Source organism: Actinoplanes cyaneus, assembly GCF_016862095.1.
Lineage (GTDB): Bacteria > Actinomycetota > Actinomycetes > Mycobacteriales > Micromonosporaceae > Actinoplanes > Actinoplanes cyaneus.
In genome coordinates this window covers 1-24,548 of the sequence record NZ_BOMH01000089.1, presented here as the reverse complement: position 1 = coordinate 24,548, position 24,548 = coordinate 1, and the positions used below count along the sequence as shown (strand labels likewise).

24 protein-coding genes are annotated in these 24,548 nt (G+C 69.9%); 15 read left to right on the top strand and 9 right to left on the bottom strand.

Features of this window, described 5'->3' with window-relative positions; translation table 11 throughout:
* Positions 1–41 precede the first annotated feature (41 nt).
* The 8 genes from Acy02nite_RS43870 to Acy02nite_RS43835 all read left to right on the top strand — a co-directional run bounded on the left by Acy02nite_RS43870 (position 42) and on the right by Acy02nite_RS43835 (position 8,168).
* Positions 42–791, top strand: a complete 750-nt coding sequence (locus Acy02nite_RS43870) for a thioesterase II family protein (RefSeq protein ID WP_203755455.1) — start codon at positions 42–44, stop codon at positions 789–791.
* Between the two features lie 34 nt (positions 792–825).
* Positions 826–1,893: a sulfotransferase family protein gene (locus Acy02nite_RS43865; RefSeq protein WP_203755453.1), complete on the top strand. Its 1,068-nt coding sequence runs from the start codon at positions 826–828 to the stop codon at positions 1,891–1,893.
* A 9-nt stretch (positions 1,894–1,902) separates the two neighbouring features.
* Positions 1,903–2,607, top strand: a complete 705-nt coding sequence (locus tag Acy02nite_RS43860) for a 4'-phosphopantetheinyl transferase family protein (RefSeq protein WP_239175843.1) — start codon at positions 1,903–1,905, stop codon at positions 2,605–2,607.
* A gap of 91 nt (positions 2,608–2,698) precedes the next feature.
* Entirely contained in the window at positions 2,699–4,045 is a 1,347-nt protein-coding gene (ccrA, locus tag Acy02nite_RS43855; RefSeq protein WP_203755451.1) for a crotonyl-CoA carboxylase/reductase, read from the top strand.
* Positions 4,009–5,037 (top strand): 3-oxoacyl-ACP synthase III family protein, encoded by a 1,029-nt coding sequence (locus Acy02nite_RS43850; protein ID WP_239175841.1) that lies wholly within the window; start codon positions 4,009–4,011, stop codon positions 5,035–5,037. The genes ccrA and Acy02nite_RS43850 overlap by 37 nt, the downstream gene beginning before the upstream one ends.
* Positions 5,034–5,870, top strand: coding sequence for a 3-hydroxybutyryl-CoA dehydrogenase (locus Acy02nite_RS43845; protein ID WP_203755449.1), 837 nt, complete (start codon positions 5,034–5,036; stop codon positions 5,868–5,870). The genes Acy02nite_RS43850 and Acy02nite_RS43845 overlap by 4 nt, the downstream gene beginning before the upstream one ends.
* A gap of 812 nt (positions 5,871–6,682) precedes the next feature.
* Complete coding sequence (locus tag Acy02nite_RS43840; RefSeq protein WP_203755447.1) at positions 6,683–7,399, top strand: GAF and ANTAR domain-containing protein; 717 nt, start codon at positions 6,683–6,685, stop codon at positions 7,397–7,399.
* Positions 7,380–8,168 (top strand): GAF and ANTAR domain-containing protein, encoded by a 789-nt coding sequence (locus Acy02nite_RS43835; protein WP_239175840.1) that lies wholly within the window; start codon positions 7,380–7,382, stop codon positions 8,166–8,168. Before Acy02nite_RS43840 ends, Acy02nite_RS43835 begins: the two co-directional genes overlap by 20 nt.
* Before the next feature lie 38 nt (positions 8,169–8,206).
* Here the strand turns inward: Acy02nite_RS43835 and Acy02nite_RS43830 are convergent, their stop codons facing one another.
* A complete protein-coding gene (locus Acy02nite_RS43830; protein ID WP_438820879.1) occupies positions 8,207–8,386 on the bottom strand; it encodes a hypothetical protein in 180 nt (59 codons plus the stop codon).
* A gap of 645 nt (positions 8,387–9,031) precedes the next feature.
* Between Acy02nite_RS43830 and Acy02nite_RS43825 the strand changes: the two genes are divergently transcribed.
* Together Acy02nite_RS43825 and Acy02nite_RS43820 are read left to right on the top strand one after the other, a co-directional pair.
* Positions 9,032–9,538 (top strand): flavodoxin domain-containing protein, encoded by a 507-nt coding sequence (locus Acy02nite_RS43825; RefSeq protein WP_203755444.1) that lies wholly within the window; start codon positions 9,032–9,034, stop codon positions 9,536–9,538.
* Between the two features lie 623 nt (positions 9,539–10,161).
* Positions 10,162–10,911, top strand: coding sequence for an ATP-binding protein (locus Acy02nite_RS43820; protein ID WP_203755441.1), 750 nt, complete (start codon positions 10,162–10,164; stop codon positions 10,909–10,911).
* An 86-nt stretch (positions 10,912–10,997) separates the two neighbouring features.
* Here Acy02nite_RS43820 and Acy02nite_RS43815 read toward each other — a convergent pair whose 3' ends face one another.
* From Acy02nite_RS43815 to Acy02nite_RS43780, 8 genes are all read right to left on the bottom strand, one after another.
* A complete protein-coding gene (locus Acy02nite_RS43815) occupies positions 10,998–11,600 on the bottom strand; it encodes a DUF5994 family protein (protein WP_203755438.1) in 603 nt (200 codons plus the stop codon).
* 183 nt (positions 11,601–11,783) lie between these two features.
* Positions 11,784–12,227, bottom strand: coding sequence for a hemerythrin domain-containing protein (locus tag Acy02nite_RS43810; RefSeq protein ID WP_203755435.1), 444 nt, complete (start codon positions 12,225–12,227; stop codon positions 11,784–11,786).
* A 365-nt stretch (positions 12,228–12,592) separates the two neighbouring features.
* Complete coding sequence (locus Acy02nite_RS43805) at positions 12,593–13,213, bottom strand: hypothetical protein (protein WP_203755432.1); 621 nt, start codon at positions 13,211–13,213, stop codon at positions 12,593–12,595.
* 41 nt (positions 13,214–13,254) lie between these two features.
* On the bottom strand, positions 13,255–13,647 hold the full coding sequence (locus Acy02nite_RS43800; RefSeq protein WP_203755429.1) for a hypothetical protein: 393 nt from the start codon (positions 13,645–13,647) through the stop codon (positions 13,255–13,257).
* A complete protein-coding gene (locus Acy02nite_RS43795) occupies positions 13,644–14,510 on the bottom strand; it encodes a nitroreductase/quinone reductase family protein (RefSeq protein WP_239175838.1) in 867 nt (288 codons plus the stop codon). Before Acy02nite_RS43795 ends, Acy02nite_RS43800 begins: the two co-directional genes overlap by 4 nt.
* Entirely contained in the window at positions 14,507–15,295 is a 789-nt protein-coding gene (locus tag Acy02nite_RS43790; RefSeq protein ID WP_203755427.1) for a P-type ATPase actuator domain-containing protein, read from the bottom strand. The genes Acy02nite_RS43795 and Acy02nite_RS43790 overlap by 4 nt, the downstream gene beginning before the upstream one ends.
* An 83-nt stretch (positions 15,296–15,378) precedes the next feature.
* Complete coding sequence (locus Acy02nite_RS43785; protein ID WP_203755425.1) at positions 15,379–15,828, bottom strand: universal stress protein; 450 nt, start codon at positions 15,826–15,828, stop codon at positions 15,379–15,381.
* Positions 15,829–15,934: 106 nt separating this feature from the next.
* Positions 15,935–16,552 (bottom strand): DoxX family membrane protein, encoded by a 618-nt coding sequence (locus Acy02nite_RS43780; RefSeq protein WP_203755423.1) that lies wholly within the window; start codon positions 16,550–16,552, stop codon positions 15,935–15,937.
* Between the two features lie 443 nt (positions 16,553–16,995).
* On the opposite strand from Acy02nite_RS43780, the gene Acy02nite_RS43775 reads away from it, so the two are divergent.
* The 5 genes from Acy02nite_RS43775 to Acy02nite_RS43755 all read left to right on the top strand — a co-directional run bounded on the left by Acy02nite_RS43775 (position 16,996) and on the right by Acy02nite_RS43755 (position 24,510).
* Entirely contained in the window at positions 16,996–17,844 is an 849-nt protein-coding gene (locus Acy02nite_RS43775; RefSeq protein ID WP_203755422.1) for a slipin family protein, read from the top strand.
* Positions 17,844–20,249 carry a phosphoketolase family protein gene (locus tag Acy02nite_RS43770; RefSeq protein ID WP_203755421.1) on the top strand — a complete coding sequence of 802 codons (2,406 nt, stop codon included), beginning with the start codon at positions 17,844–17,846 and terminating at the stop codon, positions 20,247–20,249. Before Acy02nite_RS43775 ends, Acy02nite_RS43770 begins: the two co-directional genes overlap by 1 nt.
* Before the next feature lie 41 nt (positions 20,250–20,290).
* Positions 20,291–23,047: a cation-translocating P-type ATPase gene (locus Acy02nite_RS43765; RefSeq protein ID WP_203755420.1), complete on the top strand. Its 2,757-nt coding sequence runs from the start codon at positions 20,291–20,293 to the stop codon at positions 23,045–23,047.
* On the top strand, positions 23,044–23,931 hold the full coding sequence (locus Acy02nite_RS43760; protein ID WP_203755419.1) for a universal stress protein: 888 nt from the start codon (positions 23,044–23,046) through the stop codon (positions 23,929–23,931). The genes Acy02nite_RS43765 and Acy02nite_RS43760 overlap by 4 nt, the downstream gene beginning before the upstream one ends.
* A 222-nt stretch (positions 23,932–24,153) precedes the next feature.
* On the top strand, positions 24,154–24,510 hold the full coding sequence (locus tag Acy02nite_RS43755; protein WP_203755417.1) for a hypothetical protein: 357 nt from the start codon (positions 24,154–24,156) through the stop codon (positions 24,508–24,510).
* Positions 24,511–24,548 lie beyond the last annotated feature (38 nt).

Here is a 24,548-nt window from a genome sequence, read left to right as displayed (position 1 = left end):
TCCCTGGCGGTTCCACCCACTCAACCGAAAGCGACAGCTCGATGATCGACGACAACCCCTGGATCCGGCGGTTCCACCGGGAACCGAACAGCCGCGTCACCCTGGTTTGCTTCCCGCACGCCGGCGGCTCGGCGAGCTTCTTCTACCCGGTGTCCGACGCCATGCAGTCGACCCTGCAAGTGGTGGCGCTGCAGTACCCCGGCCGCCAGGATCGCCGGCTGGAGAAGCCGCTGACCAGCATCGCCGAGCTCGCCGACCAGTCGTTCGCGGCGCTGCGCCCCCTGATGGACCGGCCGCTGGCGTTCTTCGGGCACAGCATGGGCGCCACCCTGGCGTTCGAGGTCGCGGTGCGGATGAAGCAGGAGCTGGGCACCGGCCCGGTCACCCTGTTCGCCTCCGGCCGGCGTGCGCCGTCGCGGCACCGGGACGAGACCGTGCACCGGCTCGACGACGACGGCGTGGTCGAGGAGTTGAAGAAGCTCAGCGGCACCGACACCCGGATTCTCGGTGACCTGGAGCTGCTCCGGATGATCCTGCCGGCGATCCGTGCCGACTACACCGCCGCCGAGACCTACCGCTACCAGCCCGGCCCGACGCTGGACTGCCCGGTGGTCGCGCTCACCGGCGACAACGACCCGAAGGTCTCCATCGACGAGGCCACCGCCTGGAGCGACCACACCAGCGGCGGCTTCGAGCTGCGGGTGTTCCCCGGCGGGCACTTCTACCTCGCCCAGCACCAGCGCGCCGTGATCAACCTGATCAGCGACCAGCTGCTCCTGCTCTCCCTCTAGTCGCGCTTTCCCATCAGTCACGGTAAGGACAGCCATGGCTCCGACATTCGTGATCAGCACCGGGCGGTGCGGGTCCACTCTGGTCTCCCGGATGCTGCGCGAGCACCCCGAGGTGCTCAGCGTCAGCGAGTTGTTCAGCACGGTCCGCAACCGTGGATGCTTCGACGGCAAGCCCGACGGCGCGACGTTCTGGCGGATGCTCAGCGAGCCCGACCCCGCCGTGGACGTCATGGTCTCCTCCGGTCTCGGGGTGTCGGAGCTCGTCTATCCGTACGGGACGGGTCGTTTCCGTCCGCAGGACGGTGTTCCGGCGATCTGTCACATGACCCTGCCCATGCTCACCGAGGACCCCGACACCCTGCACGACGAACTGGCCGCACAGGTGCCGACCTGGCCGGCCCGCCCGATCGGCGAGCAGTACACGGCCCTGTTCGCCTACCTGGCCGACCGGTTCGACCGGCCGGTGGTCGTGGAACGGTCGGGCGGTTCGCTGAGCATGGTGCCGGGCCTGCGGCGAACGTTCCCGGACGCGCGTTTCGTCTACCTGACCCGAGACGGGGCGGACTCGGCCCGGTCGATGAGCCGGCACGCCGGGTTCTGGATGATGCTGCTGAGCCGGGAAGCGGCGCGGCTGACCGGGTTGTCGGCCCCCGAGCAGCTGAGCAGCGAACAGATCCGGCTTCTGCCGCCCACCCTGCGGGAGTACCTGACGACCCCGTCGAAGCTTCCCGAGCTCATGCGCAGCGACGTGCCGGTGACCGCGTTCGGTGCGATGTGGGCGCAGATGACCGCCGAGGGCGCCCGGGAGCTTCTCCGGCTTCCGGCCGAGGAATGGATGATGCTGACGTACGAGAGTCTGGTCGCCACGCCCGGCGCCGAACTGACCCGGCTGGCCGACTTCCTCGGAATCGCTACGCCCGGCGAATGGGTGGCCGCGGCGGCGGCGCTGGTGGGTCGTCCTCGCCGCGCCGGCGGTGAGCCGGATCCCCGGCTGATGGCGGCCCTACGGCGATCGTGCGCGCCCGGCACCGCGGCGGATGCCTCGCTCGCGGCGGCGGCCGGCCTCCCCGCGCCGTCCGCCTTCGCGGCCGCCGATGTCTGAGCGGCCGCCATGTCGTCCTTCATCGCCGCCTCCGGTGCGGCCGGGCCCCCGGCGCTGCCCACGGCGGGCCGCGAGATGACCGGCCTGCTGGCCGAGCTGCTGCCGGAGGTCGCCACCTGCGAGGTCTACGCCGACCCGCCCGGTATCGCACTGTTCCCGGCCGAGCAACAAATGATCGCGTCCGCGGTGGAGAAGCGCCGGCGTGAGTTCACCACCGTCCGTCACTGCGCCCGGACCGCCCTGCGGGAACTGGGCATCGCGCCGGTGCCGATCCTCCCGGGCGAGCGCGGCGCCCCGGGCTGGCCACCGGGTGTGGTGGGCAGCATGACCCATTGCGCGGGCTTCCGCGGCTGCGCCGTCGCCCTCGCCGGTCACGTGCGAACGATCGGCGTGGACGCGGAACCGGCCGCGCCGTTGCCGGACGGGGTGCTGGAGGCCATCGCGCTGCCGGAGGAGCACGTGACGATCAAGGCGCTCGGCCCGGGCGTGCCGGCGGACCGCATCCTGTTCAGCGCGAAGGAATCGGTCTACAAGGCGTGGTTCCCGTTGACGCGGCGATTCCTGCAGTTCCACGAGGCGCGGATCGAGCTGGACCCGAACGGGGTCTTCACGGCCACGTTGCTGGCCGATCCGCCGCTGCCGGTGACCGAGTTCCAGGGCCGCTGGAGGTACCGCAGCGGGCTCGTCGTCACGGGAATCGTGGTACCCGCTTAGGGGTGGCTCAGGGGTGGGTCGGTGGCCGGGAACCGCCCACCATGCTGCGGGAAGACCCGGACCCGCTGCCGATCGCGATCGCGAGGAGACCATGGACACGTTGGCCGAGGCGGTGATCGCCGGCGCCCCGCCGGAGGAACTGCTCAGCATCCCGCTGCCGGACCGGTTCCTCGCGGCGCATCTGCGGGCCGGGGACGCCGGGATGTTCGAGGGGGAGACCGACAAGGACGTACGGCGTTCGCTGCACGTCGGTGCGGTCGGCATGCCCGTGCTGGCCCCGGACGAGGTGGTCGTCGCGGTGATGGCCAGCTCGATCAACTACAACACGGTCTGGTCGGCGATGTTCGAGCCGATCTCGACGTTCGACTCGCTGCGCCGGTACGCCCGCCAGGGCGGCTACGCGACCCGCCACGACCTGCCGTACCAGGTCGTCGGCTCGGACGCGGCCGGTGTCGTGGTGCGCGTCGGGGACGGCGTCCGGCACTGGAACGTGGGCGACCATGTCATGATCAGCCCGGCCTACGTCGACGATCAGGACCCGCGCGGTCACGCCGACGCGATGATGGGACCGTACGGCCGTGCCTGGGGATATGAGACGAACTTCGGTGGGCTCGCCCACTACACCGTCGTGCGGGCGACCCAGCTGGTTCCCAAGCCGGCCCACCTGACCTGGGAGGAGGCCGCGTCGATCACGCTGTGCGCCGGTACGGCGTACCGGATGCTGGTGAGCGAGGCGGGCGCCCGGATCAAACAGGGTGACATCGTGCTGATCTGGGGCGCCACCGGCGGCCTGGGCGGATACGCCGTGCAGATGGTCAAGAACGGCGGTGGCGTCGCGGTCGGCGTGGTCAGCTCGGAGGCCAAGGCACACATCCTGCGCGAGCAGGGCTGCGACGTGATCATCGACCGGCGCGAGATCGGCATGGGCGACGGCGACAGCGCCGGCGACGCCATCGAGTACGGCAAACGCCTGGGCCGCAGGATCCGCGCCGAGCTGGGCGAGGACCCGCACGTGGCCTTCGACTACGTCGGCCGGGCCACCTTCGGCACCTCGGTGCACGTGGTACGCCGCGGTGGCGCGGTGGTGACCTGTGGCTCCAGCACCGGGTACCAGCACGAGTACGACAACCGCTACCTCTGGATGAACCTCAAACGGATCATCGGCAGTCACATCGCCAACCTGCAGGAGCAGTGGGAGACCTCCCGCCTGTTCCGCCAGGGTGGCCTCGTGCCGATCCTGACCGACGTGTTCCCCCTCGCGGACACCGCCGAGGCGCTGCGCCTGGTGCAGGAGAACCGGCACGTCGGCAAGGTCGGTGTGCTGGCCCTGGCCCCGCACGAGGGCACCGGAGTCACCGATCCGGACCTGCGGGCGCGCATCGGCGAGGACCGGATCACCGCGTGGCGCGCCTACGCGACGACGACGGCGCGGGTGTGACCATGACCGGCATCGGCATCCTCGCGACCGGGTCGTACGTGCCCAAGCAGATCGTGACCGGCCACGACGTCGCCGGACCGGCGGGCGTCACCCCGGAGTGGATCGAACGCAAGACGCAGATCGTCACCCGCCGCTACGCCGCCCCCGACCAGGCCACCTCCGACCTGGCGGCGGAGGCCGCGAACCGGGCGCTCGAGCAGGCCGGCGTGCCCGCGAGCGCCCTGCGCTACCTGATCGTCTCCACCTCCACCCCGGACTCGCCGCAGCCGCCGACCTCGTACGTCACGCAGAGCCTGATCGGCGCGGACCGGGCCGCCTGCTTCGACATCAACGTCGTCTGCAGCGGCTTCGTCTACGGCCTGGCCCTGGCCCGCGCCCTGGTCGCGCAGGAGCCGGGCGCCCTGGCCCTGGTCGTGGCGGCCGACATCTACTCCCGCATCCTGGACGTCACCGACCGCAAGACGGTCGTGCTGCTCGGCGACGGGGCCGGCGCGGCCCTGGTCGGGCAGGTCCCCTCGGGCGGGTTCCTGGACGTGGAACTGGCCAGTTTCGGCCACGCCCAGCGGCTGATCCGGGTCGACGGCGGCGGCACCCGGATGCCGCTCACCGCCGAGACCGTGGCCAACGGCGACCACTTCTTCCGGATGAACGGCCGCGGTGTCCGCGACTTCGTCATGGACAACGTTCCCGGCGCGGTGCAGACCCTGGTCGAACGGGCCGGGCACCTGCTCGGCGACGTCGACCACTTCGTGCCCCACCAGGCCAACGGCGTGCTGCTCGGCGAACTCGTCACCCGCTGCGGCCTGGACACCGCGCAGACGCATCGAACCCTGGAGCGCTACGGCAACACCGGCAGCGCGTCGGCCGCCCTGGCCCTCGACGACGCCAACCAGAACGGCCACCTCAAAACGGACGACCTCGTGCTGATAGCGACGTTCGGCGGCGGCATGTCGCTCGGTGCGACGCTGCTGCGCTGGACGGAGCCGTCATGATCGAACACGTCGGCATCGTCGGCTGCGGCACCATGGGCGCCGGCATCGCGGAGATCTGCGCCAAAGCCGGCCTGGACGTGCTGGTCGCGGTCTCGTCGGCGGCGTCGGCCGAGGCCGGGCAGGCGCGGATCACCAAGTCCCTGCAACGAGCGGTCCGCAAGGGCAAGCTCGCCGTCGAGGACGCCGACCGGCTCCGGGCGGCGATCAGGTTCACCGAGTCGCTCGGCGACCTGGCCGACCGGCAGCTCGTCGTCGAGTCGGTGCACGAGGAGGAGAAACTCAAGCGGCGGCTCTTCGCCGACCTCGAGGACGCGCTCACCGACCCGGCCACCATCATCGCCACCAACACGTCGTCGATGCGGATCACCCCGCTCGCCGACTGCACCCGCCGCCCGCACCGGGTGGTCGGCACGCACTTCTTCAACCCGGCCACCGTCATGCCGCTGGTCGAGCTGGTGCCGGCCGAGCAGACCGGAGCCGAGGTGATCGAGGCGGTCGAGGCGTTCCTGACCGGGTCGCTGGGCAAGCAGGTGATCCGCTCGGCCGACCGGCCCGGGTTCGTGGTCAACGCGCTGCTCGTGCCGTACCTCGTCGAGGCCGTCCGGCTGGTCGGCGACGGGCACGCCACCGCCGAGGACGTCGACCGTGGCATGAAACTGGGCTGCTCGCATCCGCTCGGCCCGATCGAGCTGGTCGACATGATCGGCCTCGACGTCATCGCGTCGGTCGCCGATGCTCTCGAGGTCACCAAACCGCGGCTGCTGACCGACCTGATCAGCAGCGGACGGCTGGGCGTCAAAACCGGCGCCGGCTTCTTCGATTACCCACGCTGAGCAGACCTACCGATCGTTACGTGAGAAGGCCGACCGGCCGGGTGCGGACATCAGCCGATGTGCCGTAGCCGGTGCCGGCGTACCCGGCACCGGTTACGGCGGTCGGCGAGCACGGGCGAACAGTGATCGAGGAAGACGGCAACCCGGTGATCGTCGCCTAGGTGGCAGGCGGCGGCCAAAGTCCCCAGGTCGATCGGATCCAAGTCCCGCCTGCTTTTGAGCCACCGCATGGACCGACCCTCGCCGGCCTGCGCGCCCTGTACGCCGTGGACCAGGCCGACGCCGAAGGGCGGCGTCAGCTGCGCTTCCTGCTGCGGCGCGGTGCCTCGACGTCCTGGGTTACACCCCGCCGGCGAATCACCGGGACGGCACCATCTGATCTTCCGCCGTTCAGCAGCGGCTGTCCTCCGGACGGGTCGATCTACCGCCGTGGCGGACCTCTCCTGGCAGGCGTGCGCGCGGCGGCAGGAGTCGATGCCGGTCTGGATGTTGACGAGGCACAGTGGTCCGCCGTTGCGGATCCAGCCGCAGGTCGCCACGGTGTTGACCATCGCTGAGCCGCTGCCGGGTTGGCGTCGGCGTCGAAGTGGGTAAGCCACTTCTCGGGGGAGATAATCGGCACCCTTGATCGCCGTTCCCGGCGGTGTCGAGGCGAACAAGCTGTTAGTACGCTTGACGTGTTTGCCGTGACTGTCCGGATATTGCGAAGCCTGGACGTGGAGGTGCAGCCGTGTCACTCGGTCCGCAACGGCTTTCCCGTCGCTTCGGCGGCGTGTCATTGTGCCGGCGTGGTGTGGCGTCGGGTGGCAGCCATGGATGAGCGCGTCGCTGCGATTCGTCAGCTGATCGAGAGTGCGCCGGCTCCGCGGGGCAACGGCGATGGGCTGCTGCACCGGGTGTGTGCTGCGGCGACGCAATCGTTGCAAGCCTCGGGTGCCGGAATCAGTGTGATGACCGAGAACGGCACGCGAGGGGTGTACGCGGCGTCGGATCCGTTGACCGAACGCATGGAGGAACTGCAGTTCGTCCTCGGGGAAGGCCCCTGCTGGGATGCGTTCGCCCTGCGACGGCCGGTGCTGGTCCCGGACCTCGGCAGCGAGTCGCCGGGCCGGTGGCCGATGTACCTGCCGACCGCCTGGGACGGCGGCATCCGGGCCGTTTTCTCGTTCCCGCTGCAGATGGGAGCCGTGCGCCTCGGTGTGCTCGACGTGTTCCGGAAACGGCCAGGCTCATTGATCAGCGCTGAACTGGGCACCGCGCTCGCCTTCGCGGAGGTGACCACGACAGCCTTGCTCGACCAGCACGAGGATGCCACCACAGGAGGCTTCGGTGACGTCCTCGCCGACGCCGGCGACTACCGGGCGCAGATGTTCCAGGCCCAGGGGATGGTCATGGTGCAATTGGGGGTTTCCCTCGGGGAGGCCATGGTCCAGATGAGGGCGTACGCGTTCGCGCACGGCCGTCGCCTCGAGGAGGTCGCCCACGACGTGGTCGCCCGCCGACTGCAGTTTGATCGCGATTCGTCGTGACCGCATACGTGACCACCGGCCAGGCCGGGAGGCAGGCATGATTACCGTATCCGCACAGCAGTTGGCGGCGGCCTTCGTCGAGATCGCCGACACGCTGGTCGACGAGTTCAACGTGGTCGACTACATGCACATGCTCACCGAGCGGGTCGCCGGCCTGACCGAGGCTGCGGCTGTCGGCATGCTGCTCGCCGGCCATCACGGCCGGCTGGAGTTCATCGCCGGCACGGATGAGAACGTCACCCTGGTGGAACTGTTCGTGTTGCAGAACGAGGAGGGTCCCTGCCTCGAGGCGTTCCGCACCGGCGAACCCGTCGTCAACGTGGACCTGGGTGACGCGGCCGCCCGGTGGCCTCGCTTCGCGCCGCTCGCCGTCGGGGCGGGTTTCCAGTCGGTGCATGCCTTCCCGATGCGGTTGCGCCAGCAGGTGATCGGGGCGCTCAACGTCTTCGGTGACGCCGCAGGTGATGACTTCGCAACCGGCGACGTCGCGATCATGCAGGCGTTGGCGGACGCTGCCACGATCGGTCTGTTGCAAGAACGCGCCGTCACCCGCAGCGAAGCGGTCTCCGAACAGCTACAAGCGGCGCTGAACAGCCGGATCGTCATCGAACAGGCCAAAGGCGCGGCCGCGCAGATGCACAACGTCAGTGTCGACGAGGCTTTCACCCTGATTCGCGACTACGCCCGGCACCACAACCGGCGGCTGACCGAAGTCGCCCACGCGGTCATCACCGACCGGCAAACCCTCGGGCAGCTGCGCGCGCCGTGACTGCGCTGCGGGGCCGGCACATGGCCCGCGGTGGTCGGTCAGCGGCCTGTGGCGGCGGCGGTGTGCGCGAGGGCGGAAGGTGTGTTGCCGGCGACGATCGCCGGTGCCTCTCGTATCAGCGCGTCGTCGGTGAGGGCTTGCACCATGAACAAGGCGAAGTCCACGCGGCGGGTGCGGTTGCTCGCGAGGATCGGATCTCCGGCGTGCCGGCTCCACACGGGCAGGCCTTGGCTGTCGCTTCCTCGAGGTCGCTGCCGCGCACGACGGTCCATCGGGTGTTGCTGGCGAAGATGCGCCGGCAGGCCGGCTCGGGGGCGAAGGTGGGATCCGGTATCGGTCGCATGTTCGTCGACTCCTGGCGTGGGGCGGTTGCCGAGTCACGACGGGCATCGCGTCGGAAAGGATCGGCCGGCCCGGCGGGGGCGGGGATACTCCCCTGCCCCTACCCCTGACTGTCGTCTGTGCCTGGATGCCGGTATTCCACCGTGGCCTGCACAAACGACATGCCAGAGAGCCATTTCCGGTCGCCCGCGTGGCTCACACAGCGACTGTGGTGTATCGGTGCGTGACGCTGATTGGCTCGCCCGTTCAGGCGCGGAGCCCACCGCACAGGCGTAGGGTCATCCTGTCGCTCTAGTCCCTGGTGATGTGACAGTCCACCGTCATTGGAGGCTTTCACCGTGGCGGCACTGTCGCGGTAGCGCTACCTCGCTCACTCACTCACTTCTTCGTCGGACGCCGCTGCAACTGTCCGCCGCCGCCGAGCGGGAGCGGCAGACCGCAGGTTCAACTCGGCCGCCCAGTGGCTGCCCTACCTTCGCCTGCTTGAGCACCGGAGTAACAAACAGAATCGAGCAACACCGATGAAGGTTCTCGTCAGCACCACAAGCAGGCACGGATCCACTGCGGAGATCGCCGATCGCATCGCCGGTACGCTGCGCTCAGCTCTTCCCGGCGACACCGTCGTCAACGTTCTGGCGTGCGCCGATGTGCGGGATCTGGCATCCTACGACGCGTTCGTGCTGGGCAGCGCCCTCTACATGGGGCGATGGCTCAAGGATGCGCGCAAGCTCGCGCAACGGATCGCGGCACATCCGGGACGACCGGTGTGGCTGTTCTCCAGCGGTCCGATCGGTGAACCGGCTGCGCCGGTCGACGAGCCGGCCGAGATCAGTGATCTTCTCACTGCCACCCGTGCCCGTGATCACCGTCTGTTTGCCGGTCGCCTCGATTTGCACCAGCTCGGAATCGGTGAGAAGACGCTGGTCACAGCGCTGCGCTCACCGGGCGGTGACTTTCGGGACTGGGGAGCGATCACCGCTTGGGGTACGGGGATCGCCACCGAGTTGAGTCGGGCCGCGGCCTATTGAGCCGCCCCGTGTCCACCCAGAGCCCAGCACGATCATGCCCGCACGGTCCCGGTCCGTGCCGGGCATCGGTCGTTGATCTCGCTCCCTACCGCGGTCAGCGGCCTCGTCATCACGCGGCCCGTGCCACCATCTGACCAGCGGCGTCATGACGTGTCTGCCGGTGGCCCGACAGGCACACCAGCGAGAAGCGAGTGATGGATCTGCACCTGGCCGGAAAGACCGCGGTGGTCACCGGCGCAAGCAAGGGCATGAAGCGCTGGCCACAACGCCCTCACCTAGGTGCCATCTGGAGCAACCATGATCGTCACAATGTGCCGCTCCCATCCGACGCCGAACCCGCGGAGTGGCCTTCGCGTCTCCACCGATCGGCCGGCCGAGGCCCGGCGGCTGCGGGACATGTCGTTCGGCGCTCGGCTGGCACTTACGCGCCGTGCCGCTGGTTTGTCCTGTCCGGCGGCCAGAGGCATTCCCGAGGAGCAGCGATTCGCTCGCTCCGTCGCGCTGCCCGCCGGCCGTGGCCTCGACCTGGACACGGGCGAATGATGATTGCCGGAAGACGGCGTGGCGGGATGCAGCCGTTCGCAGCGCCCTTCCTGGTCACTGTGGGTACCGACCGTAATGGGGTGTCGGTGCGGGTCACGGCGGACGCGAGCACCACAGTGGTCGAGATGTCGGTGCACGGGCGATGGTCACAGCAACTCGGCAACCAGGTCGCCGACAGCCTTCGACGGTGTCTGGCCGGCCCTTGTGAAGCAATCGTCATCGATGTCTCTGATATCGGCGACCTGCACGGTGTGAGCCTGCCGTACTGGTCGGCGGCGGTCCGGGAAGCGCGACTCGGCCCGGCGCCGGTGCAGGTGGCGCTCTGCTGCCGGCCGGCGACGATGCTGGACTACCGGTTACGGCATCAGGACGGGCCGCCGCTGACGGTGTTTCGCACCATGACGCAAGCGCGGATCGCGATCGCCGGCGGTGTGTCGCGGGCCGACCGGCTGCAAGCGCGCCTGGCGCCGCGAGCGGCGTCGGTGCGGGCTGCCCGTGACCTCGTCATACGGGCGTGTGACGGCTGGCGACTGGCTGGGACGCGCGACGACGCGGCACTGATCATGTCCGAGTTGGCGACCAATGCCGTGGACCATGCCGGAACAGAGTTCGTAGTCACGGTGATCCGGCGTGGCAGCCGACTGCATCTGGCCGTTCGTGACGGTGACAGCCGGTACCCGTTGATGGGCGCGGCGGACGACGGCATCCGGGTTCCACTGGGCGAGCGGGGGAGGGGTCTGCGGTTGGTCCACGCGGCCGCCGAGGTGTGGGGGGCCATTCCGGCCGACAACGGCAAAGTCGTCTGGGCGACCATGCCCGCGCAGGCGTAGGGGCAGAAGCGACAGGGCCGGCGACCCTCACGGCCTCGTTCATGAGCCGACGGCCGGCCGGAGCCGGCGCGCCGGCCAACACATGGTCATCGAACTGCTCGCAGAAGGGGCAGACCGAGCCCGCCGCCCTCGGTCTCCCAGACATCCGTGTCGAGGCCTGCTTCCCGGCCGTCCAGCACTGCGAGATCCGGGCCGGGCGGAACCACCCGCATCGTGAAAGTGCCCCCGTCGACGCAGACGACGGTCATCGTCCACGGCGGCAGACCGGTCAGATTGTCGACGCCGACCGTACGCAGAGGCGTCACTATCCGGTCCGGGCCGGCCGCCCAGTCTCCGGCATTGAGCACCAGCCGTCGCACCGGCCCACGGACGTGATCGAGCATCGGCAGCAGAATGCGCAGCTCGATGCCGAGATCGGCCGATTCGGGCCACCAACTCCCGTCGAAGGAAGTGTGATCCAGCCGCACCAGCTCCCGCGCCCGAAGACGCTCGGCCGGAGACAGAAATTCGGGGTGCCGGATGAATAAGGCCATGACGAGATCCCATCGTCCAGGACCGACGCAGGCGCGGGGCCCAGCCCGAAGGCACCAGGCGAGGACGAGGTCCACCGAGTCCGGTGAAGGCGCGGCATCCGACTGCCGGGCCGCGCGCCGGCCGAGGCCGGCACCGATGACGAAGCCATCGGTCACCTGCAAGTATACGTGCAGTCGAGGCGGATGGGCGTACGGCGAGACGGCACTTGCCTCGTGATGTCATCCCGCCAGCGGAGGTGGCACGACGGGGTCAGATACCAGCCGGCGAAACGTCAACCGCGTCAGAACCGCACACCACGCAGACCGGTATGTAACGGTGAGTCACCACGGAAGCGTCCCTCAGGCCGCATCCATGACCTGCACGTCGTGCAACTCGCCGGCCATCATGTGCAAGCGCTGGACCGGCACCTGAAGACGCAGGATCGGAAACTCGTCCAATTCCTCACGGGTGGCGTGCTCCAGGATCGCCCGGTACAGGGCCGCGAACCCGCTCTCGAACCCCGGGTGGCCGGTGCCGAGCTCGTGCAGGGTCGCGAGGGACCGCTGAATGGTGGCCCCCTCCAGCGTGCGGGCCACGCCCACCACGTCGCCGGTGGCGGTGCCGTTGCGGGCGGCCGGATGAACGACGGCCCGTTCGCCTCGCTCGTGCAGGTGGACCAAGCGGGCAAGCTCCGAGAACTGCCGCTCTCTTTCCGCACCCCGGGAGCGCTCGACACCGGCGCACAGCCGACGGATCTCGTCATGCTGCTCCAGCAGAAGGTCGATCACGTCGGAGTAGCCCATCACGACCACCCCCTCACGTCAGGCGGACGGGTGAACGTGTTCGACGCGATTCGGATCGAGGATCTCATGGCCGGCCCCAGACCTCACAACAGCAGGGACGCCGGGGTCCAGAGCGTTGTGGTTGACCTCTCCACGGTACTCCGGATCCCGCACGAAGTGCCTCCGCCGGATCACCGCCCTCGACACCGCTCATACCCGCCACCCCCGGGCCGCCGCCGACCGCGTCGGAAAGCCGTCTCGTCCATGAGCCGGCGGTCGGAGCATCAGTTCCGTAGGGCGAGACGAGCGGCAACCGTCGCCCCGGAGGGCTGAGGACCGGTGTGGACAGCCTCGTTCAACAGGAGACCTTTACCTGGTGTGCCGGGTCAGCCGGAACAGGTCGCGCGGTGTCGGCGGGAGGCGTTGTGCCGGGAGGCCACGACCAGGCCGGCCTGCCATCCGGGTGCGCGGCCGTGGGCGGGTGGGCGGATGTTCTCCATCTGGTGGCCGCTGCCGGCGAGGAGCCAGGCGGTCGATGAGTTGGAGTTCCACATGTCGCCGGTACGGCTTTCGTCGCGGCCCCAGACGAGCGCGGGAACCAGCGGTGCCAGGCGCAACACCTCCCGTGCCCGGGTGGTGCCGGTGCTGACGACGTGCGCGCCGGTGACGGCCTCGGCCAGGTCGGGGATGGTGCCGTCGCGCCACCGCCTGATCTCGTATCGGAACAGCGGTGAACATCCGAGGAGGCGGGAACCGACCGGGCCTTCGCGGACGACTCCGCGATCGGTGGCGCGGCCGCCCAGGACCGGGGTCATCTCGATGACGAAGCGGTGCGCGCCCAGGCGTACCTGCAGAGCGGAGTGGTAGAGGTCGCGCACGGGTCGATGCTGGTGACGTGCTTGCAGGGCTTCGAAGACCCGCCCGTTGAAGCGGATGCAGTGGCCGCCGGCGCCCAGGGGTAGCCAGTACAGCGTCACGTCGGCGGGCAGCGACGCCTCGTCGCTCACCCCAGCCGGTGGGTCGTGGGCAGGTGTCGGCGGCGACATCGTCAGCGCTCAGCGACGAGCCGGCGCGCCCGCAGCGCACGCGCCCACCACGGCCGACCCGGCGCGGCGGCGCTGCGCATGGGCGGCGCCTGCATCCCTTTGAGGCTGACCCAGCCGCCGGGGCCCATCGTGACCGACCGGATCGCGGGAGGCCGTCGTACCGCGACGGCGATGGCTATGGTGACGGTGGTGATTGCCGCCGTGGTCAGGGCGGTCACAACTATGCGGGTGACATCGACGGCCGGCTGGAACCGGATTCCTTCCGCCGTCATCACGTACGCGCCGACGGTTCTCCGCCCATGGCGTATCGGCACGACGGTGAGAAGGTTGACCGCTACGGCTTCGGTGCGACGGTCATGGTCGTGAGGGGTCGAGGGGTCCGTCAGGTACGTCATGCGGTGCTCGTCTCCAGGTGGGCGGGCGGGGCGATGCCCGGAGCGGATGCTTCGGAGCGTGCCGGGTGCCGCCGGAACAGCGGCCGGTAGAGGTAGCACGTGATCCCGGCGAGCAGGGCCGTCATCAGCGCCGACCCGATGACGGTGGCAGCGGAGGCATCCGGATCGTGGCGGGCGGTCATGGTGATCGCCATGCCGGTAACCGAGGCCCCGATCAGGGTGTAGGCGCCGACCAGCGTGTACATCGGTTTGCGGGCCCACTGCCGGTGGCGCAGGGCGCCGATGCCGACGGTGATGGCGGCGGGTACGACGATGCCGAGGTCCATCAGGCCGGCGCCGAGCAGGCGGCTTCCCGCCCGTACCGTCGCAGGTTGTTCGGTCTGTGGCGAAGGATCGTGGGTGACGTGGAAGACCGGGTAGTGCGCGGCCACCCGGTCGAAGTCGGGCAGTGGTGCCCGGTGGTCGACGGTCATGTGCGGCCGGGCGCCGGGAGCAAGCTCGAGGTAGCGGCGCAAGATCGGCGCGCGTGCACCGGCGTCGACGTCCGTGAGCAGGACGTTCTCGCGTGTCCCGTGCCGGATGACGGCGTGACCCCCGGCGGCTCGCACGTTGGCGACCCAGTTCGTGTGGGCGCCGAGCATGGACACGAGGTACCGCTCGCCCCGATGGTCGGCGACGACGAGGGGGAAGGCCACCGGCTTGCCGCTGCGGCGCCCGGGAACCTCCAAGGTCACCCAGTTGCGCGGCGCCAGCTTTCCACTGCTGAACTGCAGGGCGGATACCCGGTTCAGGACGCGGGCCAGCCGGTTGGGGCGGCCCTGCCGATACAGCCACCGGGTGAACTGATCGCGGATCGCTGTCACGGGGTCTCTCGTTTCTGCGGGGCGGACGCGGACACGATGACCGGCAGCGAGCGGCGCCGGGTCACCCAGCGTGCCGCTTCGTCGACGCCCCAGACGATGAACGGGAACGGGGCGACGATCGCGAGCTGGGTCGCGGTGAGCGCCGCGGTGGTGCCGCTGAAAACAAGGTCGTGGGCATCCGGCAGCGAACCGGTGACCTCGCTCGGCTCGGCGCCGCGGGCGTTGGGCATCGATTCGCCGGTCAGTGCGGACAGATCGACGGTGATGTCACCCTCGATGATGCGGGCGTCGGCGCTGACCCGATCGCCTTCGGCGACGATCAGAACGTCTCCCGGTACGAGTTCCCGGGCCGGGATCTCCGTGCGTACGCCGTCGCGGACCACCTGGGCGGTCGCGGGCAGGAACGCGGCGAGCACGTCGACGGCGTGTTCGGCCTGCATCTCCTGAACGAATGCGAAACCGGCGTTGAGCAGGATCACCGCCACCACCGCTACGGCGAGAGCCGGGGTGCCGCCGGCCCAGGCCAGACCGGCGGCAACCGTCAGCAAGATCGCCAGCGGCTGGGTGAACTGCGACAGCAACTCGCCGGGCCAGCGCCGGCCGGTGCGCCGGGTCAGCTCGTTGTGCCCGTACACGACAATCCGGCGGGCAGCTTCGCGCCCGGCCAGCCCCCGTGAAGAGGTGCGGAGATCCCGATACAGCTCCGCGAGCGGTTCCCGCGGGTTGACCCCGCCACCGTCACCGCCGGCGGTGACGGTGGCGGGAGTCTTGACAAAGGTGGTCATCGTCGGGACCTCTTCGGATGCCGGTGATGCACGATGCTTTGTCTTTCTGTCTGGTGAAAGGGCGGCCGGCGGTCAGGCGCGGCCTATTTCGGAATGACGACCGTGGGGCAGGTGGCGTGCTGGACGCAGTGCTGACTGACCGAACCGAGCAGCATCCCGGCGAAAGCGCCGTGACCGCGGCTGCCGAGGACCATCAGTTCGGCCCCTTTGCCGGCGGCCAGCAGAACCTCTGCGGCCGGCCCTTCCACCACCCAGGTGGTGACGGCGACCGGCTGATCATCCCCGCTCTGCGCCTGCGCCACCGTCTCGGTCAGGGTCTTCTCGGCATATCTGATGATGCCGGCGTCATCGATGCCGGTCGGCGTCCAGCCGTAGGCGTAGGTGTACATGGGCGGCACCTGCCACGCGGTGACGGCCTCGACGGTGGCGCCGGTCAGCCGCGCGTGGGCGAGTGCCCAGCGCAACGCTTCGGCGGAGCCGTCGGAATTGTCGACGCCGACAACGATGCGATGATCCTGTTCCTGATCGAACATGATGAACTCCTGATCGCGAAGAGCCCGCAGCGAGATGAGCCGGGGCCGTGCTGTGAGGCGTCCGGGGGCGTGCGTTCCGGCTGTCCGGGGCGCACGCCGGGCGGGCTTAGGTGAGCCAGGTGTTGCTCCGCACGAGCGGGGTTGCCGCCCACCGGCGGCCGAGGCCCCAGGTGGTGCCGGCGCCCAGCAGAGCGAGCAGGACCAGCACGGCGGCGTAGATGAGGTGGTCGTCCATGAACGGGTTGCTGTCCGGCGGGAGCACCGCGGTCCACATCAGGACGGTCAGCAGCGCGCCGGCCGCCGCGGCGATGCGCATGCCGATGCCGAGGATCAGCGCGACGCCGATGCCGAGCAGGGCCGCCATGAACAGCACGTCGATGACGGCGTTGCCGGCGATCGAGTGGTAGAGGCCGGCGAACGGGCCGGTGGCGGCCTTGCCGAGGAAGCCCGCGGTGGGGCTGCCGCCGTCCAGCCACGCGTTGGCGGCGGGAGTACCGCGCCCGAGGCCGAACAGTTTGTCGAGGAAGGCCCACAGGAAGACCCAGCCCAGGGCGAGACGGATGCCGGCCAGCAGGTACCGGGTCGCGACGGCGGTTCTCCCGGTCACCGTGAACACGGTGTCCGGCACGGCTGCCCGGCCCCTGGCACCGAGCTCGGGCTTTTCAGCGGCGGCCACGGGGACGGCCGGGGTGGAGGTTCCGCGATCGTTGGCGATGTTGACCATCGCACTCACATACCTTCAGGTGTTCATGACGCATGTTCCGCGACGCGTCCTGCGCGTCCACGGATCGTGCGGAGAAGGGCGCCACCTACTCAGGGCGGCAGCCGTGCTCCTGGACGAACTCCAGGACCGTTCGAGTCACGTGAGCTTCAGCAAGATCCACGAGGTGTGGGAGATGTCGGAGGCTGTGGGCTCGGCGGCCACCGGGGTCCTGGGCGACACCCGTGACCGTACGCCTGTTTCACGGCGCCGGCGCGGCGGCGTCCGTGGCCGGCCGGTTCGAACAGGCGTAGGGTCGAGGTATCGCCCCGGACCTCGGCGACTGGTAGTTGGCTGCCGCGGACCTCTTGGCGTTTCTTCGTCTCCGCGACGATCAGGTGCGTTCTCAACGCGGACTGTTCTCGAGCACGACATATCCGGCTGCGGCCGAAGTCAGGATCTGCACCATGTGGTACCTGTGGGTTGCCCTCATCATCCTGTTGCTCCTGGCGTTGGCCGCCCTCGCCTTGAAGGTCGTCAAGCAGTACGAGCAGGGAGTGCTGTTCCGGCTGGGCAAAGTCATCGCCGTCCGGCCGGCCGGACTGACCGTGATCATCCCGTTCGTCGACGTGCTGGACCGGGTGAGCCTGCGGATCGTCACCATGCCGATCCAGTCGCAGGGCATCATCACCCGGGACAACGTCAGCGTCGACGTGTCCGCCGTCGCGTACTTCCGGATCGTCGACGCGGAGAAGTCGGTCGTCGCGATCGAGAACGTCGGCGCGGCGATCAACCAGATCGCCCAGACCACGCTGCGCAAGGTTGTCGGCCAGCACACCCTCGACGAGACACTGTCCGAAACCGACCGGATCAACGTGAGCATCCGGGAGATCCTCGACGTCGCCACCGCCGAATGGGGCGTGATCGTCACCCTGGTCGAGCTCAAGGACATCCAGCTGCCGGAGAGCATGAAACGGGCCATGGCACGGCAAGCCGAGGCCGAGCGGGAGAAGCGCGCGAAGATCATCGCCGCCGAGGGCGAAGCGCTTGCCGCCGACGCGCTGGGCTCGGCCGCGGACATCATGATGGCCCACCCCCTCGCCCTGCAGCTACGCAACCTGCAGACCCTCGTCGAAGTGGCGGTCGACAAGAACAGCACCGTGGTGTTCCCCGCCCCGCTGATGAGCACCATCGGCGAACTCGGCACGTTCCTGGCCCGCGAGAACAACGCGGCGACCGCTGTCGCGCCGCCCGGCCCGGCCAGAGGCGTCGCACCAGTCATCAACGGCACACCGCTGGAGACGGCGGTCTCCTGATGATCGGAACCCGCACCGCACCCCTGGACGACCACACCGGCTTTCTGTCCGTGGCAGCGGGCGAACCACTTGGCGCCGAGGAACTGCACCGCATCGACGCGTACTGGCGGGCCGCGAACTTCTTGTCGGTCGGGCAGATCTATCTGATGGGTAACCCGCTGCTGCGCGAGCCGCTCGAACCGGCCCAGGTCAAGCCGCGGCTGCTCGGGCACTGGGGGACCACCCCGGGCCTGAACCTGCTCTACGCCCACCTGTCGCGGATCGTCGCGGCGCGGGGCCGGGAGGTCATCTACGTGACCGGCCCGGGCCACGGCGGCCCGGGACTGGTCGCGAACACCTGGCTGGAAGGCACCTACTCGGAGATCTATCCGCGCATCTCGCAGGACACCGTCGGGATGGAACGGTTGTTCACGCAGTTCTCGTTCCCCGGCGGCATCCCGTCGCACGTCGCCCCGGAAACCCCCGGATCGATCCACGAAGGCGGCGAACTCGGCTACTCGCTGTCGCATGCCTACGGAGCCGCCCTGGACAACCCGGACCTGGTCGTCGCGTGCGTGATCGGCGATGGCGAGGCCGAGACCGGACCCCTGGCCGCGTCGTGGCACTCGAACAAGTTCCTCGACCCGGTCGGGGACGGGGCGGTCCTGCCGATCCTGCACCTCAACGGCTACAAGATCGCCAACCCGACGGTGCTCGCACGCATCGGTGACGGCGAACTGTGCTCCCTGCTCGAGGGGTACGGCCACCAGCCGTACCTGGTAGCCGGCGACGACCCGGCCACCGTCCACCAGCTTCTCGCCGCGACCCTCGACACGGTCTTCGACGAGATCACCGAGCTCCAGCGGGCCGCCCGCGAGGACGGTGTCACCGAACGTCCGCGCTGGCCGATGATCGTGCTGCGTACCCCGAAGGGCTGGACCGGCCCGAAGGTCGTCGACGGCCTGCCGGTGGAGGGAACCTGGCGTGCCCACCAGGTTCCGCTGACCGCGGCCCGCGACGACGCCGCGCATCTCGACGCGCTGCACGCCTGGATGGCCTCCTACCGGCCGGAGGAACTGTTCGACGCCGACGGCACCCCGCAGTCCTGGGTCGTGGACTGGTTGCCCCGCGGTGACCTGCGGATGTCGGCGAACCCGCACACCAACGGCGGCCGATTGCCGCGCGACCTGGAACTGCCCGCCTTCCGCGACTACGCGGTCAAGGCCGGTGAGACCGCCGAGGCGACCCGGGTGCTGGGCGGCTGGCTGCGCGACGTGATGACCGCGAACGCCGCCTACCGCAACTTCCGGGTGGTCGGCCCGGACGAGACCGAGTCGAACCGGCTCGGCGCGGTCCTGGACACCACCGGCAAGGCGTGGCAGGCCCGGGTCGACGACGTGGACCAGCACCTGGACCGGCACGGCCGGGTCATGGAGATCCTGTCCGAGACCACCTGCCAGGGCTGGCTGGAGGGATACCTGCTGACCGGCCGGCACGGCCTGTTCTCCTGCTACGAGGCGTTCGTCCACATCGTCGATTCGATGGTCAACCAGCACGCCAAGTGGCTCAAGACCACCCGGCACCTCGGCTGGCGCAAACCGGTCCCGTCGCTGAACTACCTGCTGACCTCGCACGTCTGGCGTCAGGACCACAACGGCACCTCGCATCAGGACCCCGGTTTCATCGACCATGTCGTCAACAAGAAGGCCGAGGTCGTCCGGGTGTATCTGCCGCCGGACGCCAACACCCTACTGTCGGTGGCCGACCACTGCCTGCGCAGCCGCGACTACATCAACGTCATAGTGGCCGGCAAACAACCCGCGCCGACCTGGCTGGACATGGACGACGCCGCCCTGCACTGCGCTCGTGGCCTGGGCATCTGGGACTGGGCGAGCAACGACGACGGCGACCCCGACGTGGTCCTGGCCGCCGCCGGTGACGTACCGACCATGGAGATCCTCGCCGCGACCGACCTGCTGCGCCGGCACCTGCCCGACCTCAAGGTCCGCGTGGTCAACGTCGTCGACCTGATGCGCCTGCAACCGGACTCCGAGCACCCGCACGGCCTGCCGGACCCCGAGTTCGACGCGATCTTCACCACCGACCGGCCGGTCATCATGGCGTATCACGGCTATCCGTGGCTGATCCACCGCCTGACCTACCGCCGCGCCAACCACCACAACCTGCACGTGCGCGGCTACAAGGAGGAAGGCACCACGACCACGCCGTTCGACATGCTCGTCGTCAACGACATGGACCGCTTCCACCTCGTCATGGACGTCATCGACCGGGTCCCCGGCCTCGGCCGCAAAGCCGCTGTACTGCGCCAGCAGATGGCCGACAAGAGGACCGAACACCGCACTCACGTACGCCGTACCGGCGAAGACCTGCCCGAGATCCGCGACTGGACCTGGCCCACGGCGTGACCGTCCGGCTCGTCGTTCAGCACCGCACGAGGAGACTCACGATGACTTCCGCCGAGACCGACGACGCCGCCGCGGCGGTGACCCGGGCGCCGACGCGAGTGTCCGGCGGTCTGCGCTCGGCGCAGGCGGCGGACCGGCTGGCACGCGACGGCGGCAACGTGCTGCCGGCCCGGCGCCCGCCGCCGTTATGGCGCCGGATCGTGTCCCAACTGCGTGACCCGCTGGTCCTGGTCCTGCTCGCCGCCGCCGGTTTCACCCTGGCCACTGCCGACTTCACCGACGCGTCGGTCATCCTGTTCGTGATCGTCGTCAACACCACGGTCGGGGTGATCCAGGAAGTCAAAGCCGAACGGGCGATCTCCGCGCTGTCGGCGTTGACCGCACCCGCCGCCCGGGTGGTACGCGACGGCGCTCAGCGCGAGATTCCGGCCGCGGACCTGGTCGTCGGGGATCTCCTGATCCTGGCCGAAGGCGACATCGTGCCCGCCGACGCGCACGTCGTCGAGGCCAGCGCCCTGCTGGTCGACGAAGCAGCGCTGACCGGTGAGTCCGCGCCGGTCGACAAGGCCGCCGGCTCCGACGGGCCGGCAGCCGACGTGTCCGCGGGAACGGTCGTCGTCCGCGGGCGCGGGCGGGCCCTCGTCACCGCGACCGGCGCGGCCAGCGCCATGGGCCGCATCGCTGTCATGATGACCGCCGCCCCCGCCATGACGCCCTTGCAGCGCCGCCTCGCCGGGGTGGGCCGGCTCCTCGCCGCCGGCGCTCTGGTGTTGTGCGCGGTCGTCCTGGCCCTCGGCGTGTTCCGCGGCCAGCCGGTCCAACTCATGATCGTCACCGCGATCACCCTGGTCGTCGCGGCCGTCCCCGAGTCCCTGCCCGCAGTCGTCACCCTCAGCCTCGCGCTCGGCGCCCGCCGGATGACCGCCCGCAACGCCGTCATCCGAAGGTTGCCCGCCGTCGAGACACTCGGCTCGGTCACCGTCCTGGCCACCGACAAGACCGGCACCCTCACCGAAGGTCAGATGGTCCTGCGACACCTGTGGACCCCCGCCGGAGAAGCCACGATCGAAGGATCCGGATACGCACCGCACGGCGACATCCGCCGCAACGACACCGTGGTGGCCGACGGCGATGCTCCCGACCTGTCCCAGCTGCTACGGGCTGCTGTGTTGTGCAACGACGGCTCCCTGCACCCACCGGACGGCGACGACCCCGACTGGCTGCCGGTCGGTGACCCCACCGAGGTGGCCCTGCTCACCGCCGCCGCGAAACTCGGCATCGACCGTGAAACCCTGCACACCCGGCTGCCCCGCATCGGCGAGGACCCGTTCGACAGCGTCCGCAAACGCATGTCGACCACCCACCAACTTCCCGATGGCGCGACCCGGATCGTCTGCAAGGGCGCACCCGAAGCGGTCCTGCAACCGGCGGTCCTCACCGACCCCACCCAACTCATCGACCGAGCAGCCGCCCGCGCGGACGCCCTCGCCGCCGACGGCTACCGAGTCCTGGCGATCGCCCAGGCCGACCGCCCGCCGTCCGCCCGTTCCGGCGCCCCCGAACAGGGCCTGACCCTGCTCGGCCTGGTCGCGATCCTCGACCCGCCCCGGGCCTCGGCCGGCGCCACCATCGCCGCGTGCCGGCGCGCGGGCATCACCCCGGTCCTGATCACCGGCGACCACCCGGCCACCGCCGCCGCGATCGCCGTCGAACTCGGCATCATCGGCGCCGGCGACGACGTGGTCGACTGCCGCACCGCCGAACCCGGCGCACGCGCCGGACAGGGCGCGCGGGTCTTCGCCCGGGCCACCCCGCAGCAGAAGGTCGCCATCATCGACGCCCTGCAAGCTACCGGGCAGGTCGTCGCGATGACCGGCGACGGCGTCAACGACGGCCCTGCCCTGCACCGCGCCGACATCGGCGTCGCCATGGGCAAACGCGGCACCGAAGTCGCCCGGCAAGCCGCCGACCTGGTCCTGGCCGACGACGAACTCGCCACCGTCGTCGCCGCCGCCGAGGAAGGCCGCCGCGTCTACGCCAACATCCGCCGCTTCCTGCTCTACGCCCTGTCCGGCGGTGCCGCCGAGATCGCCGTGATGCTCACCGGACCGATCGCCGGCCTCGCGCTGCCGCTGCTGCCCGCACAGATCCTGTGGATCAACCTGATCACCCACGGCCTGCCGGGCCTCGCCCTGGGCAGCGAACCCGTCGACCCGGACGTCATGGACCGGCCACCGCGGCCGCCGTCCGAGACGATCCTGGGCGCCGGGCTGTGGCAGCGCATCCTGCGCGTCGGCGCGGTCATCGCCGCGGTCACCGTCGGCGTCGGCGTCTGGGCGCACGCCACCGGCCGCCCGTGGCAGACCCTGACCTTCCTCGCCCTCGGCGTCACCCAGCTCGCCGTCGCGCTCGGCTCCCGCGCCCGGCCCGGCACCCGCGCCAACCCGATGCTGCCGGCCGCCGTCGCCGCCGCACTCGCCCTGCAACTCGCCGGCATCTACCTGCCGCCACTGCAGTCCCTGCTCGGCACCGAGCCGCTGGCCATCACCGACCTGCTCATCGTCACCGCCCTCGGCGGCCTCGGCTACGCCGCGATCCGCCTCGACCGCCGGCTGCACACCACCGGACAACCACCCTCACACCATGGGCCCGGGCCAGCGGTGCCCGGGCCGGCGCGTCGGCTCGCGACCTCACCGCCGACGCCCGCGCTTCGAGAGAGCGGCCGCCCGCCGAGATCCGGGCCGGCCGAGTCCACCCACCGCAGTCGAACCACGATCATTTCGAGAGGTCGGCGATGAACATCGAAGCTGGAGCCGCAGTAGTGGTAGGCGCGGACGGATCCGCGAGCAGCCTGTCCGCGATCCGGGCGGCCGCATCCGAGGCTGTCGGACGGGAACGGCCGCTGCGCATCGTGCATGCGTACATCTGGGCGGCGCTGGATGTGGCTGGCGGCCCCGCCGCCGACGGACCGCCGGGCATCGGTATGCGAGCCGACGCTGAACGCATCCTGGCCGAAGCTCTCCTCGAAGCGGAGAAGACCGCACCCGGCGTACGCGCGACCACCGCGCTGGTCGAGGGAGCTCCGGCTCCGGTGTTGCTGCGCGAATCGCGCACCGCCGTCCTGCTGGTGATCGGCGACCGGGGCCTGGACGGATTCCGCAGTCTGCTGCTGGGCTCCGTCGCCCTGCACACCACCACCCACGCTGCCTGCCCCGTCCTGGTCGTCCGCGGCCAGGTGCGTACCAGCGGACCCGTCGTCGTCGGCGTCGACGGCTCCGCGGGATCGGCGTCCGCGATCGGATTCGCCATCGACGAAGCGGCACGGCGCACCACGGGCCTGACCGCCGTTCTTGCCTGGGGTGCCTTCGACGCCGTCGATCAGAAGGACACACTGCCGCTGGTGTACGAGACGGGCGCGCTCAAAGATGAGGAACACCGCGTCCTGAGCGAGTCGCTGGCAGGCTGGGCGCAGCGGTACCCGCAGGTCGCCATCGAGCAGGAACTCGTGCGGGAACGACCGGCTGCGGCGCTGATCGAACGATCGCAGAGCGCTCAGCTGGTGGTCACCGGCTCGCGGGGGCGTGGCGGCTTCACCGGGCTGCTGCTCGGATCCGTCAGCCAGACGGTGCTGCACCACGCGAACTGCCCCGTCGCCATCGCGCGAACGCCGTCCGCAGACTGACTGACCACTGCCGGCTCGGCTCCGGGCCGATTCACCGCTGTTCGCGCGTCTCTCGGATCAGGCGGATGTGGCCACCGACTCCCAGAAAGCCAAGCGCATCCTGTCTCTGCGGCCCGGTCGCGGCCCGGCGGACCGGCAACGGGGCCCGCACATGGCAACATCGCGGGAAGCCGTGAAAGGCAGCATCTGACACATCCGGAACGACTCGTGCGGGTACGGCGCATGAGCGGCGCCATCGCGGGCAAACGCCCGGCTACCAGCAGCCACCACGACCGCACCCACCAGCGCCATGACGAAGGACTGACGATGACCGCCACTGCGCACGAGGTCGCCGAAAAACTCAATCGGGCCTTCGACGAGCCGTCCATGACCATGGCCGTTCTTCTGGCCGAGGTCATCCCGGCGCTCGCGGAACTCGATCAGGAGGCCACCACCGCCGCGGACCCGGACAGCTATCGCGACCGGATCGTGCTGTACGACGGCAGCATCATCCTCTACGACAGCCGCACGCAACGCTGGGCCGTCAGCAACGCCGAGGAGGTCGCCGCGTCCGACCAGCGACGTGTGACCTCACTTTGAGCTTCCGCCCGGCGGGTACTCGCTGGGTAGGCTATTTG

Coding starts and splice junctions, on each gene's coding strand:
- Acy02nite_RS43870 (WP_203755455.1), top strand. CDS start 42: ATGATCGACGACAACCCCTGGATCCGGCGGTTCCACCGGGAACCGAAC.
- Acy02nite_RS43865 (WP_203755453.1), top strand. CDS start 826: ATGGCTCCGACATTCGTGATCAGCACCGGGCGGTGCGGGTCCACTCTG.
- Acy02nite_RS43860 (WP_239175843.1), top strand. CDS start 1,903: ATGTCGTCCTTCATCGCCGCCTCCGGTGCGGCCGGGCCCCCGGCGCTG.
- ccrA (WP_203755451.1), top strand. CDS start 2,699: ATGGACACGTTGGCCGAGGCGGTGATCGCCGGCGCCCCGCCGGAGGAA.
- Acy02nite_RS43845 (WP_203755449.1), top strand. CDS start 5,034: ATGATCGAACACGTCGGCATCGTCGGCTGCGGCACCATGGGCGCCGGC.
- Acy02nite_RS43840 (WP_203755447.1), top strand. CDS start 6,683: ATGGATGAGCGCGTCGCTGCGATTCGTCAGCTGATCGAGAGTGCGCCG.
- Acy02nite_RS43825 (WP_203755444.1), top strand. CDS start 9,032: ATGAAGGTTCTCGTCAGCACCACAAGCAGGCACGGATCCACTGCGGAG.
- Acy02nite_RS43810 (WP_203755435.1), bottom strand. CDS start 12,227: ATGGGCTACTCCGACGTGATCGACCTTCTGCTGGAGCAGCATGACGAG.
- Acy02nite_RS43800 (WP_203755429.1), bottom strand. CDS start 13,647: ATGACGTACCTGACGGACCCCTCGACCCCTCACGACCATGACCGTCGC.
- Acy02nite_RS43790 (WP_203755427.1), bottom strand. CDS start 15,295: ATGACCACCTTTGTCAAGACTCCCGCCACCGTCACCGCCGGCGGTGAC.
- Acy02nite_RS43785 (WP_203755425.1), bottom strand. CDS start 15,828: ATGTTCGATCAGGAACAGGATCATCGCATCGTTGTCGGCGTCGACAAT.
- Acy02nite_RS43780 (WP_203755423.1), bottom strand. CDS start 16,552: ATGGTCAACATCGCCAACGATCGCGGAACCTCCACCCCGGCCGTCCCC.
- Acy02nite_RS43775 (WP_203755422.1), top strand. CDS start 16,996: ATGTGGTACCTGTGGGTTGCCCTCATCATCCTGTTGCTCCTGGCGTTG.
- Acy02nite_RS43770 (WP_203755421.1), top strand. CDS start 17,844: ATGATCGGAACCCGCACCGCACCCCTGGACGACCACACCGGCTTTCTG.
- Acy02nite_RS43765 (WP_203755420.1), top strand. CDS start 20,291: ATGACTTCCGCCGAGACCGACGACGCCGCCGCGGCGGTGACCCGGGCG.
- Acy02nite_RS43760 (WP_203755419.1), top strand. CDS start 23,044: ATGAACATCGAAGCTGGAGCCGCAGTAGTGGTAGGCGCGGACGGATCC.
- Acy02nite_RS43755 (WP_203755417.1), top strand. CDS start 24,154: ATGAGCGGCGCCATCGCGGGCAAACGCCCGGCTACCAGCAGCCACCAC.